The organism is Paenibacillus thalictri (assembly GCF_004307995.1).
GTDB classification, from domain to species: domain Bacteria; phylum Bacillota; class Bacilli; order Paenibacillales; family NBRC-103111; genus Paenibacillus_AF; species Paenibacillus_AF thalictri.
On record NZ_SIRE01000026.1, the window covers coordinates 68575 to 85754 of the forward strand.

The 17180-nt window shown below is 51.4% G+C and carries 13 protein-coding genes; 9 read left to right on the plus strand and 4 right to left on the minus strand.

The features are described 5' to 3' along the window. Nucleotides 1-12: 12 nt before the first annotated feature. The 4 genes from EYB31_RS30455 to EYB31_RS30470 form a co-directional block, all read right to left on the minus strand. Nucleotides 13-807, minus strand: coding sequence for an endonuclease/exonuclease/phosphatase family protein (locus EYB31_RS30455; RefSeq protein WP_131017266.1), 795 nt, complete (start codon nucleotides 805-807; stop codon nucleotides 13-15). Nucleotides 808-822: 15 nt separating this feature from the next. Continuing rightward, nucleotides 823-2208 (minus strand): ABC transporter substrate-binding protein, encoded by a 1386-nt coding sequence (locus EYB31_RS30460; protein WP_131017267.1) that lies wholly within the window; start codon nucleotides 2206-2208, stop codon nucleotides 823-825. A 162-nt stretch (nucleotides 2209-2370) separates the two neighbouring features. After that, nucleotides 2371-4149, minus strand: a complete 1779-nt coding sequence (locus EYB31_RS30465) for a cache domain-containing sensor histidine kinase (protein ID WP_131017268.1) — start codon at nucleotides 4147-4149, stop codon at nucleotides 2371-2373. A gap of 47 nt (nucleotides 4150-4196) precedes the next feature. Next, a complete protein-coding gene (locus EYB31_RS30470) occupies nucleotides 4197-5894 on the minus strand; it encodes a response regulator transcription factor (RefSeq protein WP_131017269.1) in 1698 nt (565 codons plus the stop codon). A gap of 229 nt (nucleotides 5895-6123) precedes the next feature. On the opposite strand from EYB31_RS30470, the gene EYB31_RS30475 reads away from it, so the two are divergent. The 9 genes from EYB31_RS30475 (at nucleotide 6124) to EYB31_RS30515 (ending at nucleotide 16940) form a co-directional block, all read left to right on the plus strand. Further along, a complete protein-coding gene (locus tag EYB31_RS30475; protein ID WP_240763043.1) occupies nucleotides 6124-7140 on the plus strand; it encodes a sialidase family protein in 1017 nt (338 codons plus the stop codon). A gap of 5 nt (nucleotides 7141-7145) precedes the next feature. Next, the gene (locus EYB31_RS30480) at nucleotides 7146-8099 is read left to right on the plus strand and encodes an ABC transporter permease (RefSeq protein WP_131017271.1); all 954 of its coding nucleotides are present in this window, start codon (nucleotides 7146-7148) and stop codon (nucleotides 8097-8099) included. Between the two features lie 125 nt (nucleotides 8100-8224). After that, on the plus strand, nucleotides 8225-9097 hold the full coding sequence (locus tag EYB31_RS30485) for a carbohydrate ABC transporter permease (protein WP_338119997.1): 873 nt from the start codon (nucleotides 8225-8227) through the stop codon (nucleotides 9095-9097). 405 nt (nucleotides 9098-9502) lie between these two features. Further along, entirely contained in the window at nucleotides 9503-11062 is a 1560-nt protein-coding gene (locus EYB31_RS30490; RefSeq protein ID WP_240763045.1) for an extracellular solute-binding protein, read from the plus strand. Between the two features lie 28 nt (nucleotides 11063-11090). Further along, a complete protein-coding gene (locus tag EYB31_RS30495; RefSeq protein ID WP_131017272.1) occupies nucleotides 11091-12371 on the plus strand; it encodes an FAD-dependent oxidoreductase in 1281 nt (426 codons plus the stop codon). Between the two features lie 87 nt (nucleotides 12372-12458). Beyond that, nucleotides 12459-14225: a cache domain-containing sensor histidine kinase gene (locus EYB31_RS30500; RefSeq protein WP_165452702.1), complete on the plus strand. Its 1767-nt coding sequence runs from the start codon at nucleotides 12459-12461 to the stop codon at nucleotides 14223-14225. Between the two features lie 21 nt (nucleotides 14226-14246). Next, on the plus strand, nucleotides 14247-15857 hold the full coding sequence (locus tag EYB31_RS30505; RefSeq protein WP_131017274.1) for a helix-turn-helix domain-containing protein: 1611 nt from the start codon (nucleotides 14247-14249) through the stop codon (nucleotides 15855-15857). Nucleotides 15858-16415: 558 nt separating this feature from the next. Continuing rightward, complete coding sequence (locus EYB31_RS40435; RefSeq protein ID WP_165452703.1) at nucleotides 16416-16580, plus strand: hypothetical protein; 165 nt, start codon at nucleotides 16416-16418, stop codon at nucleotides 16578-16580. Between the two features lie 3 nt (nucleotides 16581-16583). Then, nucleotides 16584-16940 carry a type II toxin-antitoxin system RelE/ParE family toxin gene (locus tag EYB31_RS30515; protein WP_131017276.1) on the plus strand — a complete coding sequence of 119 codons (357 nt, stop codon included), beginning with the start codon at nucleotides 16584-16586 and terminating at the stop codon, nucleotides 16938-16940. The last annotated feature ends 240 nt before the right edge of the window (nucleotides 16941-17180 follow it).

Here is a 17180-nt window from a genome sequence, read left to right on the forward strand (position 1 = left end):
GGCTCCGTCACCTTATGCCAAAACAAGCCCGGCTACAACCGGATAATGATCGGAAGGATAACGACCGTCGATCATACGCCGGTCAATTTCAACCGCCGATACCTGCAGATCGGGTGTCACGAAAATATAATCAATCGGCTCGCCTTCGGTACATCCGCAGTAATCGGTATGGAACGAAGTTCCAAGCGGTCCGTCCTTAACGGAATAAGCGTCGGTCATACGTACAGGCGCCTTCTGACTTTCCAGCTCGCCTCTCAGTAGACGGATGACCGGGTTGTCCGGCGTGGAATTGAAATCTCCCGACAAGATCACAGGCAGCTGTTTCGCGGCGAGCTGTTCGCTTATCCTTTCGCAAATGATTCGAATTCCTTGCTCTCTAGCCTGCTGACCGCGGTGGTCGAGGTGCGTATTGAAGAACAGCAGCTCCGTGCCTGTACTACTGTGCCGAAAATGCGCCCATGTGCAGATGCGCGGAAACGAGCTGTCCCAGCTGATGCTGCCGGGGACTTCAGGATGTTCCGACAACCAGAACGTGTTGTGCTCCAAGACCTCGAGTTCATCTTTCTTAAAAAAGATGGCGCAATGCTCGTCCTGCCCGTCGCCCATACGGCCTTCGCCGATCCAACGATATTCCGTTAACGACTGGAGATCGTCCAGCATGTCAGGTTGCGCTTCCTGTGTGCCGAAAAACAACGGATTGTGCTGTCTCACCATTTCGGCCGCCTGCCCGCTGCGAAGATGCCATGCATTGCCGCCGTCCTGCGCGCGGCTCGTTCTCAGGTTAAACGTCATCATCGTTATTTTCATGGAATGCTGCCTCCGTTATTTCTTCACATTGTTGACTCTGTTGTAATCGCTAAGCGCTTTATTGCTTCGTGCAGCCATGTCCGTAATGGCCTGATCAATGCTTTTCTTGCCTTGCACATAGTTGAGCGTTTCCTCCAGCATGGCCTGGCTGAATTCGGCGCTGACCGGTCCCATCGGCTCCTGTGTTTCCGGGGATGATGCGTGCAGCTGCTCAATGGCTGTTTTAAACAGTGGATTTTTGGTCAGATGTTCTTTCATCTGCGGCAGATCGTAGGTTTTCACGTTGACAGGGAAGTAGCCTGTTCCGGTATGCCAGACGAATTGCGACTCCGGCGTAACACCGTACTTCAGGAAGCTCCATGCGGCATCGATCGCCGCTTGATCTCCGCGGTTCATAATGTACAGCGCCGAACCGCCGACAGCGACCCCGCCTTTATCTGATTCGCTTACTTTCGGATAAAATGCAGTGCCGACTTCGAACTTGTCTCCCACTTTTGTGAGCGTTCCCTTGAGCGATGCAGTAGAACCGACAAACATCGGCATTTTGCCTGCCGCAAACTCTTCATCCGATTTCACATCGGAGCCGGTTAAGATACCGCCGGCATCGATGGCTTTTTTCCATTCCGTCAAATACTTCTTCATCGAACCGTTTGTATCGAACTCTACAGCTGTCATCACGTCAGCACGGCCGTTTTTGTTATTGCCGATGTATGCTCCTTGCATGCCGATCCAACTGGACAGGTGATATTGGTCAGGGTTCACCGCAAAGCCCCACTGGCTTACGGTACTGCCGTTTTTCTTGGTCATCTTGGCTGCGAATTTGCCAAGCTCGTCAATCGTTTGCGGCGGTTTGTTCGGATCGAGTCCGGCTTCTTTAAACATATTTTTATTGTAGTAGAGCAGGATGGTCGAGTTGGCGAACGGAATGCCGACCTGCTTGTTTTTGAAGCTAAATCCGGCCAGCGTATTCGGCTCGAGATCCTTTACCGGGAACGAGGGATCCTTGGCAATTAAATCCTGAGCCCAGATGATGGCCGGAACGTCCTTAATATACGCCGTGTCGGATGCCGGAACTTGCACGATGTCCGGAAAATCCTTCTCGTTTTTGGCTTGTACAGCCGCCTTCACCTTCTTCAGCAAGTCCGCATAACTGCCTTGGAAAACCGGCGTAATGGTAATGCTCTTTTCTTTGCCCACCGTTTCGTTGAAGCTTTGCACCATCTTTTTAACTACCTCTTCATTGGTGCCTCCCATTGCGTGCCAGAACGTTAAATTAATCGGTCCCTTGCTGGCGCTTGGTTTCGCCGTAGTGCTTGCCGCAGGTCCGCCGCCACCGCTGCAGCCAGCCAGCGCCACCATCATCGCCGCCGCAGCCGCCATAGTTTTCATCGATTTCTTCATTCCCCGAACCTCCTGTTATCGTTACCTTTTTTTTGTTAGTGCTTACATTGTGCTGTATACGAGGATGTATACATATTGTAAACAAAGGTTCCGTACTCAAGGAACGGGGCTTATTTTGTATTTAGTGCTGTTCTTTTTGTATGTTTACCGAAAATGGTCCACTTAAGCGGTCCCGGCCAAAGGTACCGTAATCGTAACCCGTGTGCCGGCTCCTTGCTCGCTGTCAATGTCAAGACCGTAAGATTCGCCGTAACCCAGCTTAATTTGGGAATTAATATTTTTTAACGCAAAGTTATCCGAGCTGATCAGTTCGCCGTCTTCCAGCATTTTTCTAATTTCCAGCAGCTTGTCCGGCTCTATGCCGGCACCGTCATCCGTCACGGTAAATACGAGCAGCTCCTCTCTTTTCTCCCAAGCAATCGACAGGCAGCCCGGTCCTTTCTTCTTCTCGATGCCGTGATAGATCGCATTTTCGACCAGGGGCTGAAAGAGATGCTTCAGCACGCGGTATTCGAGCACATCGGCATCGGCTTTGACCTGTACCTCAAATTTGTCCTGGTAACGCACCTTCTGAATCGAAATATAGCTGTTCAGCAGCTCGATCACCTCGGCGACGGTCGCTTGATCCCGGCCTTCGTTCAGCGAAAGCCGCAAATATCGGGACAATCCGAAAATCATCGTACTGATTTCATCCACCTTATGAACCCGCGCAATCCAATGGATGGAATCGAGTGTGTTATAAAGAAAATGCGCATTGATTTGCGAGACCATCATTTTCAGCTGGGTTTCTTTTTTGAGCAGTTCTTGAATGTACAACTCCTCGATCAAACTTTTGATATGGGCAACCATCACGTTAAAATTGTCAAACAGCAGACCGAACTCGTCTTTCCGGTCGTTCACAATTTTCGCCTTAAAATCGCCGCCCCTGACTTTTTTCATAAACTGAAGCAGCAAGTAGATCGGCTTATTGATGTGATTCACAACAACAAGAGCAAGCAGCGTAGCCATGATAGCGAAGCCGATAATTAAATATACGGTGAACAGGCCGATTTGCCTGGATTCCTTCAGCAGCTCGTCCATGGACGCCATCTTCACAATTTTGAAATCGGTATTCGCCACGCTGTCGTAGACAACCAGTTGTTCCTCCCCATTGTGCATGATCGTCTTCAGACCGCTTTCATCGTCCGGCAATGACACGTCAAAGGTGTCCATAAACCGGCTGCCGTCGGAAGCGGCGACAATGGTATTGTTCTTGCCCACAATATAAGAATGTCCCGGTGAGTGGAGGTTCATATCGTTTAAAATTTTCACAATATCGCCAAGCTCCACATCGTACAAAAGGATGCCGACAATGTCCATTTTGCCCGACAAATCCTTGACTGCCCGGCCAAACGTAAACACCGGTTCGGTGTCCCGGCTGCGCGGACTGAAGGGCGCCTGATTGCCCAGCCACACGACCGCGCCGTTCGCATCGCGGATGAGCTTGTACCAAGGTTCCTCTTGAAAAATATTAATAATCGGCATGGAAATCGTCGGGGCCACAGTCGAATACCGGATCGACGTGCCATATTCCCCAAGGATGTACACATTCACCGTGTCGTTTTGGGAATTGATGAAGTCACTGAAAAACTTGTTGATATTATCGATATTTTGACTGTGTTCGTAACTGTCCTCGAATTGATTTTTAATTTCCTTCTGCAGTTCTTTCAGACTGAAGATCATCGTCGAGCGGTTTTCATAATCCTTGAGCAGCATATGCAAACGTGTATTTGCCTGTTTCACGCCGTCAAGGGCAAATCCGCCGACCTTGGTTTCAATCATCTGTTTTGATTTGTTATAAGACAGCAGCCCCATAATGGGCAGCGCGATAATCATCGTGCCCAAATAAACGATAAACAGCTTGAAGCCAACCGAACTCCAATTAAAATGTATTTTAAACATGCCGCTCCCCCTTATGAACGCGCCTCATGGACTACAGACAGCACAAACTAACATTTGTCCCGGTATTGGGAAGGGGTGATGCCTTCGTTTTCCTTGAATACCCTTACAAAATGCCGCAGGTCGGAGTAACCGATTTGCTCGGCGATTTCATACACCTTCATCGTTGTCAGCTTCAGCAGCTTTTTCGCCCGGTCAACCCTTTGGCGGATAACGAATTTGCTGAACGTTTCCCCGGTTTCGTCATGAAATACTTTACTGAAGTATGACGGATTCAAGCTGACATGAAGCGCCACCTCCTGCATCGTGATTTCCCTCAAATCATGGCGGCATATGTATTCAATTGCGAGTTGAACGGTTCTTCTGTTGGAATTCTGGCTGCGGTATAGTGTACCAAGGCTGCTAAACAACGGGAGCAGCGTGTTCGTAAATTCGGGCAGTGTGACCTTGGCGGTCGCAAGTTCTCTTCTGAGCTTGCTTATGTCGGAGTGTGTCCCGTTATCGGTCTGGCCTTCCGCGTCCAGTCTGCCGGCTATATTTTTAAGAATGGCCGATAAGCCCCGGCTTAGCTGAATTGGTGTGTAGGATTGCGCGCAAGATTGAAGATGAAGCCGAAGCGACTCCAGCAGCTCCGTTACGGTGCCGTCCTCGCCAAGCTTGATAGAGTTAGTAAACCGGTTTAACCAAGCGTCTCCGAGGCCGGAATAATCAGACCCATTGGTGTTGTGATCCATCGGCAGACGAAGCTGTTCGGCTGCATACACACTTGCGCTTCCCCCTAGAAAGCTATAACTTAAGGCATGCATCGCTTCTTTGCATGCCAGAGCCAGGTCGGACACATCACAGGTTCGGCTGACGCCTGCGTTCACTTCGACCCCCAGGTACGTTCTCGCAGCGCTGATGAGAGCCTCCAATTTGCTCAAGAGCGGCTGCAACGGGAACGGTTCGGCAGGACCGGCAGAATTGCCGGGATCAGCGGGATAGGCCGGACCAGTGGAGAGCGCGGGACTGGTAGAGCGGGAAAGCAGCAATACCACATCGATTTCCTGATCGTCCAGCGGGCACCCGATAATCGTACCCAACGAGCCGCCGACCTCCTCACCGATGTTGGCCAGTCCGATTCTCGTCAGCGAACGGGACTTCTCATCGTCACCCTTAATCCCCCAGTTCTGCACGGAGACGGCAATGACCTCGATATTCGCCGGATCTAATTTGAGCCCAAGCGACTCCCATTTCTCCAGCAGTCCGCTTGATGTTCGCTGACGCTCTTGAAACAGCAGCTTTTCGAGCAGGCGTTGGCGGGCGAGCGGCAGGCTTTCTCTGATGCTGTGTGTCATTTGCTCCAGCAGCTTAGCTTCTGCGTGCTCCTTCTTCAGATCGGCCGTGCATCGGCGAACCACTTCCAATAAAACTTCTTCCTCTATTGGTTTCACCACATAATCGTACGCGCCTAGCTTAACGGCGCTTTGGGCGTAGCTGAAATCGGTATATCCGCTAATAAAAATAACCTTTGTGCGTATATGCTGCCGCTTCAGGGCAGCCATCAGTTCCAACCCGTCCATTCCCGGCATCTTGATATCGGTAATTAATATATCAGGCGCATGAGCGGCAATAAACTCAAGCGCTTCTTGACCGTCTGCGGCTTCTCCAATCGGCTCGATTCCCTCGGCTTGCCAATTAATCGTCTGGCGCAATCCCTGACGAACCCATTTTTCGTCATCTGCGATAAATAGTGAAAACATGCCCATGCTCGGCTTGTGCTCCCTTCGGTTTAGTTGTTACAAATGCAGCGACGGTACACATTCGTCAGAGCTTAACCATTTTCCTTCATTTCCTGCGAATCAAGATTTCAGCATCAAACTACCAAAACAAAGCATCGTTCTCATCTGTTGCCGGGCGCCGGACTGCACTATCATAGAGTTGTACCCGCCGGCGGGATGATGAATCAACGAAACGACATAAGAGGTGCATTCGACAGTGGAACTGCAAACGGTTCATAAAGAGTTTGTGTTTGAAGACAAACGCCCATTCCTTAGCTGCCACGCTTCAACGCTGATCGTGCTGGAGCATGATGAGGTACTTGTTGCATGGTTTGGGGGGACGGCCGAAAAAAACAGTGATGTCGCGATCTGGATATCCCGGCGGCAGAGCGCCGGCGGCTGGGGCGAACCTGTAAAAATTGCCGATGAAGAGGGAGTCGCACATTGGAATCCGGTGTTGTTTCAAGGTGCAGACGGGCGCATTTTCCTGTTCTATAAAGTGGGCCATGAAATAATCGATTGGCATACCCGGGTGATGGTTTCTACGGACGGAGGGCATACGTGGAGCGGGCCAAAGGAACTGGTGGACGGAGACCGCGGCGGCAGAGGACCGGTGAAAAACAAACCGATCCTGCTGGATAGCGGGGCCATTGCCGCCCCAGCTTCATTGGAGCGTCCGGACCCGGATCATCCGGGAAAAGAAATATGGGAGGCGTTTGCCGACCTGTCGTTTGACGGCGGAGCAACCTGGAGTTCTAGCGGCATCGTACCGCTGGATGGAAGTTTGCTGCAAGGGCAGGCGCACACGAAAGCGAAAGGGGTTATTCAGCCTGCCTTATGGGAGGACGCAAACGGGCTGCACATGCTGTTGAGAAGCACGGAGGGTTGGATTTACCGCAGCGATTCGACGGACGGCGGGGCAACCTGGTGTACGGCTTATCCTACGCCGCTTCCCAACAACAACAGCGGCCTTGATGTGGTGAAGACGGACAACGGCCTGTTGGCGCTTGTCTGCAATCCGGTTCAAGGATCCGGCACAAGCTCGCCGCGATCTCCGCTAACGGTTGTTTTTTCAAGCGATAACGGTGAATCCTGGGGAAACGAATTTATACTGGAGGACGGGCCGGGCGAATACTCCTATCCGGCCGTTGTGGCCAAGGGAAACCGTCTGTACATCACGTATACGTGGAAAAGGGAGCGAATTGCGTTTTGGCAGATGCAGCTAAGGGAGTGAGCGGCATGGGTAAAAGGAGTGCAGCGGCAGCCGCATCCTTGGTCAAATCGCCGGCTCAAAAAGGGCACAGCTGGTTTTGGCCGTATTGGGATCTCTATTTGATTATGGTGCCGGGCATCGTTTATTTTATCGTGTTTAAATATGTGCCGATGACCGGGGCTGTCATTGCCTTTCAAGATTACAGCGTGTTTGCCGGGATCATGGAGAGCGATTGGGTCGGTCTTAAACATTTTAAAGAAATCTTTCTGGACACGGAGTTTTACACCGTATTGCGCAATACGCTGCTGATCAGCTTGTACAAACTGATCTGGGGGTTCCCCGGACCGATTGTGCTGGCGATTCTCCTGAACGAAGTCAGGAGGATGTTTTTCAAGAAGACGGTGCAGACGCTCGCTTATTTGCCGCATTTTTTGTCGTGGGTGGTGCTTGGCGGCATTTTGTATAATGTGTTGGCGCCGTCAAACGGTATCGTTAACGGCATCTTGAAGTTGTTTGGACATGAGCCGGTGTTTTTTCTGGCAGACCCGAATTGGTTCAGGACAGTGCTTGTGGCCAGCGATATTTGGAAAGAAATCGGGTGGGGCGCGATCATTTATTTGGCCGCTTTAGCCGGCATCGACCAGCAGCTGTACGAAGCCGCCGTAGTGGACGGGGCAAACAAGTGGCGGCAAATATGGCATATTACGCTGCCTTCCTTGACAAGCACGATCATCATTTTGCTGGTGCTGCGGTTAGGGCATGTGCTGGACGTCGGATTCGAGCAAATCTTCGTGTTGTACAATCCGATGGTGTACAGCGTAAGCGATGTCATCGAAACATTTGTGTACAGGACGGGCATTACGCAGGCCGATTTCAGTTTTTCGACGGCGGTAGGGCTGTTTAAATCCATTGTGGGCCTGATCCTGGTCGTAGCGGCAAACAAGCTTGCCAAAAAACTCGGGCAAAACGGCGTATGGTGACGGCCGATGCAACCATCGGAATGGCGTAGGTACGAACCTTTTCCGCATAAGCCGATGCTCAAAACATCGGCACAACCGATTGGCAAATGGTCCCCGAAGGCTCGACGCTATGTTAGGAGGCGGCAATGATGAAATTATCACAGGGCGAACGCCTATTTACATGGATCAACTATACGCTGCTCAGCGTATTCGGGCTGCTGGCGCTTGCCCCTTTTATCCATATATTGGCGCAATCGTTCAGCAGCTACAGGGCCATCATGTCCGGCGAAGTCGGCTTATGGCCGGTCGATTTTACGAATTACGCCTATAAGGAAGTGTTTGGCGACAGCTCGTTTATCCGTTCCTTTGTCGTCAGCGTGGAGCGGACGGCGCTTGGAACGGCGGTTAATGTCGTATTGACCTGCCTGCTCGCGTATCCCCTGTCCAGAGCGTATATTCGGGGGCGCAATGCGATTATTTTTATGATGGTGTTTACGATGATTTTCAGCGGCGGCATGATCCCGACTTATTTGCTGGTCAAAGCGGCCGGGCTGCTGAACAGCTTCTGGGCGTACATTATTCCGGGAGCGCTCAGCGCATTTAACGTGATCATTATGAAAAACTTTTTTCAAAGCGTGCCGCTGGAGCTTGAAGAGTCGGCCAAAATGGACGGCTGCAGCAATTTGGGCATCATGTTCCGCATCTTTGTGCCGCTGTCGATGCCGGCGATTGCGACGATCGCGCTGTTTCACGGGGTGAGTCATTGGAACTCGTTTTTTGACGCGGTGCTTTATGTGAACGATAAAAGTTTGATGCCTTTGCAGGTGTATCTCCGCAATTTGATCCAGTTTAATACGACGGACATTCATTTGAACGATTCGCTGGAGCAGCAGCTGCTTGCTCTGGAGTCGATCAAAGGGGCGACGATCATCGTCAGTACCGTTCCGATGCTGATTGTGTATCCGTGGCTGCAGAAATATTTTGTAAAGGGAATTATGATGGGGTCGGTCAAAGGGTGACTTATGGGATTGTTGCAGGGAAGGGATGACATTCCACCGCCGGTGGAAAACCGTGTTATGTTGAACTTATTAAGCACCACGAATGCAGCCCGTTCCGTTCCGAAAGGGATTATTTTGCCGCTTCAGACAGCTTGTTTTGAATTCCTTTTATTGAATAGGCCTGCGGATTGTAGGAATTCAAAGCCAAAACTCGCCGGCAAAACAATTCCCTTTCTCCACTGCACTCGGTGTTTTCCGGAAGTTCCTACGTGGGCTTATGCATGGGGTGAAACACGGTTTTCATAGCGGACATTTCATGTCATTTCCTTTCCCTTGAACGTGCCCGGGGAATAAAAATGTATCTCGGCCAGGCAAGCAGACAGTCTCATAAGTCAAGGCAAGTAAAATAAGAGGGGAAGATGCGGCATGAGTCAACTTTTTATGAAAAAAGCGGTTTCGATCTCTGCGGCGGCAGTGATGACGGCGTCGCTGCTTGCGGGCTGCGGCGGCACAGGTACGGGAACGGGCGCGGGCAGCGCGCCTGCGGGAAATGCGCCAACTACGGATAACAGCAAACCCAAAGAGGCGGAAAAGCCGGGGCATGTCACGATGGTGTACTGGAACGATTACAAGTATCCGGACGGGCTTGACGATAATAACAATCCATATCTCGATTACATGAAAAAAGGAACCAATCTGGACATCAAGGTAATTACCGCGCCCAATTCGGGGTACAAGGAAAAGCTGAACGTCATTATGGCGTCCGGCGACCTGCCGGACCTGATGTTTGTGAACGATCCGAGCCTATATGTCAATTATTTAAACCAGAAGGCGCTTAAACCGCTGAATGCGGCGATCGACAAATTTGGGCCCGATCTGAAAAAGCTGATTCCGCAGGAAGCGTGGGACAGCGTGACGGTGGACGGCAAAATTTACGCGATCCCGACCATCGCCGATATTCAGTCGACCGAGCTGATGTGGGTGCGCAAGGACTGGCTGGATCAATTAAAGCTGCCGGAGCCAAAAACGCTGGACGATTACGTCAAGACAGCCAAGGCATTTGCGACCCTGGACCCGGACGGCAACGGCAAAAACGACACGGTAGGCTGGCTGATCGGCGAAAATTTAAGCGGCACGGGCCCGATTTTTGGCGCGTTTGGCGTGCAGCGAGGCCAATGGGTCGAGCGGGGAGGGCAGCTTGTCTACTCCAGTACGCTGCCGGAAATGAAGGAAGCGCTGAAGTTTCTGAACGGACTGTACAATGACAAGGTCATCGACCCGGAATGGGCCTTGAGCAAAAGCAAAACCGTCGAAGAAAAGGTGGGCAGCGGCAAAGCCGGGCTGTATTCCGGTCCATGGCATGCACGCAGAGGCGCGATATTGACGAGCCAGCAAAACAATCCGAAGGCGGTTTGGAAGGAAAGCGAGTTCCCGGTAGGCAAAGACGGGAAATTCGGGGTGCAGGCGGGTCCGCTGCTGTCCGGCTTTAATGTCGTGCCGGCGACCAGCAAAAATGAGGAATCCGTCGTTAAGCTGCTCAATTTTATGATCGGCAAAGGTTTCTCCGATCTTGAGCTTGGCTTCGAAGGGCAAATTTGGAACCGCAAGGACGGCAAAGTGGTGACCAACTTTGAGGAGCATAACAAACACGTATACCGCAACTCGCTGTCCCGGATAATCCGGCCAAGCGACTCCACGATTTATTTCGACAAGCTGAAGTCGCTGGGCGAAGATTTGAAGCTGGTGGATAACATCGAGAAGATCAACAAAGTGCTGATGTATTCCAAATTTACCGGCATTCCGGGACCGGTCATGAGCAAAAACAGCGCCAAGCTGCAAAAGCTGGAGGATGAAACGTTCACAAAAATCGTGATGGGTACGATCCCTGTTGACGATTTCGATAAATTTGTCGATACATGGAAAAAAGACGGCGGCAGCGATGTGGCTAAAGAGGTCAACGACTGGTATGCGAGCCGCAAAAAATAATCCGCGCGGGTGAAGGAGGCGACCGGGTATGGCAAAATATGAGCAAATTGTTTGGAAGCGGGACGTTCCTTTGCGTTACGAAGCGGACGTCGCTGTGCTGGGAGGCGGCATGGCCGGTGTGTCGGCGGCTTGCGCCGCCGCCCGCAGCGGGGCCAAGGTGATCCTGATCGAGCGTTTTGCAGTGACGGGCGGCAATGCCACAACCGGCGGAGTGGCCGCCTTTTGCGGGGAAACGGCGGGCCAAGGCGAGGTGTTTGACCGGATCATTTCCGATCTGGAGCAATTTCAGGCGGTTGCCCCTTATGTCCCTTATCCGCAGGCGGACCACCGTTTGTTTGATCATGAGATTTTGGCGGTTGTGCTGCAGGAGCTGCTGCTGCGCCATAACGTCAAACTGCTGCTGCACACGCAGCTCGTTGACGCAGCGGTAAGCGACGACGGCTTGATCAAGGAGATTATCGTAAGCGGCAAATCGGGTCCCGAAGCGCTGCGGGCGAAGCAATATATCGATTGCACCGGTGAAGCGCAAGCGGCCCATTTGGCCGGTTTTGCGACGATGAAGGGCAGGCCGGGCGATGGGGTGCAGCTGCCGATGTCGCTGATGTTTTTTGTCCGTCATGTACAAGAGGAGCAGCAGGTAAAGCAGGTGCCGGAAGGCTGGTTTCGGGCGATCCGCGATAAAGATGACATGCCGATGACGACCAAGTGGCCAAACGGGCCGGGCTCCAATGCGATCAAGCTGAAAATTCCGATGTTTGATGCGACCGACACGGAAAGCGCGACGGCGGCGGAAATTCAGGCCAGACGGCGGATGATGGAAGTGCTTGACTATTACCAGCGGGTGGAAAACCGCCCCTGGCTGCTCGATCACTGCTCGCCGCAAATCGGCATCCGCGAAGGACGGCGGATCGTCGGCGATTACATGCTGACCGTGGACGATTTGCGCGCCGCCCGCAAGTTTGACGATGCCATCGCCCGGGGTGTGTATTATCTTGACGCCCATAAACCGGACGACGATAAACGAACTTACGTGCTCGATAAAAAAGAGCTGAAGGTGCCGCCTTACCAGCTGCCGCTCCGCTCCCTGATCGTCAAGGACGCGAAAAACTTGCTGGCCGCAGGCAGGTGCTTGTCCGCCGACCAGCTAGCGTTATCTTCGGCGCGGGTGATGACCACCTGCTCGATGATGGGGCAGGCGGCGGGCGTCGCTGCGGCGGAAAGCGTCCGGCAGAAGTGTAATCCGCGCGATCTGGATCATATGGCTATCCGCAAAAACGTGGAAAAACGGGGAGCCAATTTGGAGGTATAGCCTAATCGCGGGATTGGCGGTATTGTAGGAATAAAGCAAGCTGACAGGAAAGGTGAGGCGTAAGGCATGAACATCCCCGGACGGTTGATGAGGAAATTTTCGGAGTCTGTGCAGTGGAAGCTGATGGGTTTGTTTGTCCTTATCCTTATCCCGCTTGTCTTGGTCAGTTTATACACGGTTGGCCGGTCGCAGAGCATTCTGGAGAAGCAGGTCGGCGACCGCACCCGCGGGGCTATGGAGTCGGCGATCCAGTATATCGACCTGACGCTGCAAAGCATCGAAGAACAGTCCGTGCTGCTCGCAACCGACGACAATTTGAACCGGGTTTTGTATTCGGTGGGAGCGGACATCGACCGCGATTCCATCAACGAGCTGCGCAAAGCGATGGCCCAGATTACAAATGTGACAAACAACAACCGCTCCATCTCGCGGATCTCCATTGTGCATGCCGACTCCGACATGCTGATCAGCTCGGATTACGGCGGCATCCGGCTGGATGACAGCTATCGCAGCAGCGATTGGTTTAAGGAGGTTACGGCCGCCGCCGGCCGCACCGTGCTGTACGTTCCTCCCGATACGCTGCCGCCGGGCGATCTCATTTTTAATAAAGACAACATTACGTTTATGCGCCTTATGGATTTGAATTCCGCCGAGCGCGGAAAACATATTCTGATGCTGTCGATCGGTAAAGACAAGCTGCTTGATCTGGTCAAAAAAATCAACCCGTCCAAAAACGCGGTATGGTATTTGCTGGCCGGAGACGACCGCCTCATTGCCGCCACGGCCAAGCTGGCCGCCGTTCCCCTCTGGGATCACGACAAGGAGCTGCAGGTGATGGACATGCCGGGAACGGATGAAAAGTACATCATGTTCCGCATCAAATCGAGCATTTCCAAGTGGTCCTTAATGATGGCCCAGCCCAAAGCGGAATTGTATAAAGAAACCGAGCAGCTGCGGCTGTTTATTGTCGTTATTATTGCAGCTAGCGGGCTATTTGCGCTGGTAGCTGCCGCCTTGTTTTACACCAGCCTGTCGCTGCCGCTGAAAAAGCTGCTGCACGGCATGACGCAAATTCAGATCGGCAATCTGAACGTCCGCTTTAAGGAAACACGCAGAGACGAGCTTGGGTATTTGATGAACGCTTTCAACCAGATGGCGACCGAACAAAAACATTTGATCGAAAACATTTACGAGAAAAACTTGCAGGTAGCCAAAACCGAGCTGAAGTTTCTGCAATCGCAAATCAATCCGCATTTTTTGTACAATACGATGGATTCGATTTATTGGATGGCCAAAAACTACGATGCCGACGAAATCAGCGAAATGGTGCTGAATCTCTCGAAGTTTCTGCGCCTGAACTTGGACAAAGGCCGCGAGACGATGACGGTGGCCGAGACGTTTGCCCATCTGCAGTATTATATCCGGGTGCAGCAGCTGCGTTTTATGGATCAATTTGAGGTGCGTTTTGCTCTTCCTGACGATTGCCGGGACATTCAAGTGCTGAGGCTGCTTGTGCAGCCGCTGGTGGAGAACGCGATTATTCACGGCTTGGAAAAAAGGCAGACAGGCGGGCTGCTGGAGATTACGGCGGAGAAAAACGATAATATGCTTCACATTGAAGTGTGCGACAACGGCAAAGGTCTGCCTGCGGAGAGGCTGAAGACCGTTCATCATGTTTTAAGCTCCGTAAGAAACGGCAGGGGCGATGCGGAAGCGGCGGATAAGGAGCAGGCGGCGTTTGGCTTGCGTAATGTCAAGGCCCGTCTGATGCTTTATTATGAAAACCGGGCCGATTTGGCTGTCGAAAGCCGGGAGAACGAATGGACGCGGGTGACGATTCGAATACCGCTGTAGCTGCGGTACAACGCGGGAAGGGTGACATCATTGAAGCTGATCATCGTGGAGGACGAGCTTAGGCTGCGCAACAGCATCGCGTATTTAATTCCGTGGGAGAGCCGCGGCCTTGAAGTGATCGGCGTCTACGGCGACGGTATTGAAGGATGGCAGGCGATTGAGCGGATGAAGCCGGATGTGCTGCTGCTTGACATCGAAGTGCCGGGCATGGGCGGTTTGCAGCTGGCCGAACGTGCGTTAACGCTGGGCATTTCCATGAAAATCGTAATTTTGAGCGGCCACGACGATTTTAAATTTGCACAAACGGCCGTGTCTCTTGGCGTCAGCCAATATTTGCTCAAGCCGGCCGGCGACACGGAAATTTTAGCGGCTGTGACCGAGGCGGCCGAGCAGCTGCGGAAGGAGCGGGAAAGCCAATACGAGCGGATCACGCTGGAGCGCAAATGGGCCGAGCATATCCCCAGGCTGCAGGAAAACTTTCTGCAAAACTGGATTTCCGGCCGATACGAGCCATGGGAAATTACGCGCAAAAGCGAAGAGTTTCGCCTTCCGGCCCGGTCGGAAACCGTCTATGCTGCTGTTGCGGCCGAGATCGATCCGCTTGCGGAAGACGAAACCCGATTCACGGCCAAAGATCAGGAGCTGCTGCGGTTTACTTTGCTTTGCCTGGCCAAAGATTTTACGGCGGAGTCCAATTCCTGTATCGTGTTTCATGATTACGGCGGGCTTACGGTGCTCGTATTTGCGCAAAACAAAGAAGAGTCTGAAAACGCATTCATCAATAGGGTGAACGGGGCGGCAACCCATTTGCTGTCGCTTGTGCAAGATTGCCTGAAGCTGACGGCCAGTGCCGGAATCGGCTCGCCTTGCGCCGGGAGCGACATCAGAAGGTCGTACATGCAAGCGGTTCAGGCGCTGCAGGAAAGAATGATTTACGGGATCAATATCGTCATTCCGTTCCGTGAGGAATCCGCTCCGACGCTCGTAAGCGCATCCGTGCAGCATCTGGAGCGCAAGCTGGAGGCGGCTATGCAAACAGGCGATCCGGCAGCGACAGCGGCCGCGGCGGATGAGCTGTTCCATGAAGCGATTGGAAAAGCGGAAACGACCGATCAGATCGCCGAATATGTCATTATTTTGAAAAGCCTGCTGATCCGGGTCATTCAGTCGAAGGGCTGGTCGTTGCGTGATGTGGTCGAGCAAGACTACGATATATTCCATAAGCCAGAGCTGCTGCAAAGCAAAGAGCAGATCCGCAGCTGGCTGCTGCGCACCGTACGGCAAATCGCCGAATACGGCGTTTCGCGCCGGCACAAAAGCCACCACGAGTTTATCCGGGCCGCGCTTGCGCTGATTGAGGAGCAGCTCGACCAGGACATATCGCTGTACGCGATGGCCGACCGCCTTCATGTCAGCTCTTCGTACCTCAGCCACTTGTTTAAGCAGGAAGTGGGCACTCCGTTCTCGCAATACGTGATCCGCCGCAAAATGGAGCATGCCAAGGAGCTGCTGCTCGGCGGGGCGAAGGTGTACGACGCGGTGCTGAAGACCGGCTTTCGCGATATAAGCTATTTTACGAAGGTGTTTCGCAAGATTTGGGGTATCACGCCCGGCGAATGCAAGCGGAAATAAGCGGGACCCTCAAGAACCGACTCCTTGAGAACGGACCAGCCGTGAAGCGACGCTCCCTAGGCCATTTGATCTTCCAATCGCTGTTAAAATGGGATTCCCTGATTGAATAAGGTCGAGGTAGGAATCCCATTTTAAAGGCGACCGCTTTGCTTTTCCAGATTCAAATGTCCTAGTCCGCTGCTGCGGGCACCCCTGTTACCAGGTTAAGGCGGCGTGGTGTGCGGGAAGAACTAGGTCTGCACGGAAACACGTTAAGAGTCTGTTCAAAAAGTATTGATTCAGTTTGAAGGTGACGACAAAAGAAGCCAATCCAGACCCTAAAGTTGGGAATGATAGGGAAAGGAAGGTATCAGATGCACTTTCTCGGAAACCGATTCAATTTTAGTCCCTGAATTTGGACAGATGAATCCCATGTGCCGGAAATGGTCTTTTTTTGATTTTAGGACACTCTATCTGGGTGTTCTTTTATTTGGTAATAGTTTACTTTTATCAAGTAAAAGTGGTATAATCTTTTTAGAAGTTGCATATACTCTGCGTAAACTTTTAGGAGGTGTATATGTGATGGACAAGGAGAGTGAGAATATGAATTCTGTAGTGAAACGTCCGAACACTCCCGCTGAATCCCTTAAAGAATCCATAGAGCAAGTGAAACTCATGCGAGAAGGCAAACTTCCTAAGAAATCATGGTGGGATTACATTAAGGAGCAGAAGAGGGATAATTAATCAATGTTGTATAATGTTATTCCTACACCAGTATTTCTAAGAGATATAGAATACTATAAGATAAAGAAGAAGTATAGACATATTGATGATGATGTCTCAAAGGTTGTCTCTGAGATACAAAGCGGAAACTTTATTGGAGACGAAATCACAGGTTTGAAATTACCTGAAGGTGAAAGTTCGTATAAAGTAAGAGCTGCAAACTCTGATATGAATGTTGGAAAATCCAATGGATATCGTATAATTTATTATGTGGTGAAGAATGATAGTGATATTTTCCTTTTAACAATATACTCCAAAAAAGATAGAGAAGATATTCCGAAAAATGAGATTAATGATATTATAAATGCTTATTGTAAATAACTACAAAGGAAAAGACAAGTCACCTACAATAGGGTGGCTTTTTTTAATCTTAAATTAGGAAAGGGCAATTAAATGGCTGATTTAGCCGGACTATTAGCTTAGTAGTCTTTCGTATCAAGCCATGGGAGTATTCAGATTTTTATATCGCAACAAGTGATGGGAAAAATAAGAAATTGGTCTGATTATTCCACTACATTACGTGTACACACTTAATCTCTCGTAATTGCTCAATCTGCTCTA

Bases quoted from the DNA above. Each gene is read 5' to 3' on its own strand.
- EYB31_RS30455 (WP_131017266.1), bottom strand. From the start codon at position 807: ATGAAAATAACGATGATGACGTTTAACCTGAGAACGAGCCGCGCGCAG.
- EYB31_RS30460 (WP_131017267.1), bottom strand. From the start codon at position 2,208: ATGAAGAAATCGATGAAAACTATGGCGGCTGCGGCGGCGATGATGGTG.
- EYB31_RS30465 (WP_131017268.1), bottom strand. From the start codon at position 4,149: ATGTTTAAAATACATTTTAATTGGAGTTCGGTTGGCTTCAAGCTGTTT.
- EYB31_RS30470 (WP_131017269.1), bottom strand. From the start codon at position 5,894: ATGGGCATGTTTTCACTATTTATCGCAGATGACGAAAAATGGGTTCGT.
- EYB31_RS30480 (WP_131017271.1), top strand. From the start codon at position 7,146: ATGGGTAAAAGGAGTGCAGCGGCAGCCGCATCCTTGGTCAAATCGCCG.
- EYB31_RS30485 (WP_338119997.1), top strand. From the start codon at position 8,225: ATGATGAAATTATCACAGGGCGAACGCCTATTTACATGGATCAACTAT.
- EYB31_RS30490 (WP_240763045.1), top strand. From the start codon at position 9,503: ATGAGTCAACTTTTTATGAAAAAAGCGGTTTCGATCTCTGCGGCGGCA.
- EYB31_RS30495 (WP_131017272.1), top strand. From the start codon at position 11,091: ATGGCAAAATATGAGCAAATTGTTTGGAAGCGGGACGTTCCTTTGCGT.
- EYB31_RS30500 (WP_165452702.1), top strand. From the start codon at position 12,459: ATGAGGAAATTTTCGGAGTCTGTGCAGTGGAAGCTGATGGGTTTGTTT.
- EYB31_RS30515 (WP_131017276.1), top strand. From the start codon at position 16,584: ATGTTGTATAATGTTATTCCTACACCAGTATTTCTAAGAGATATAGAA.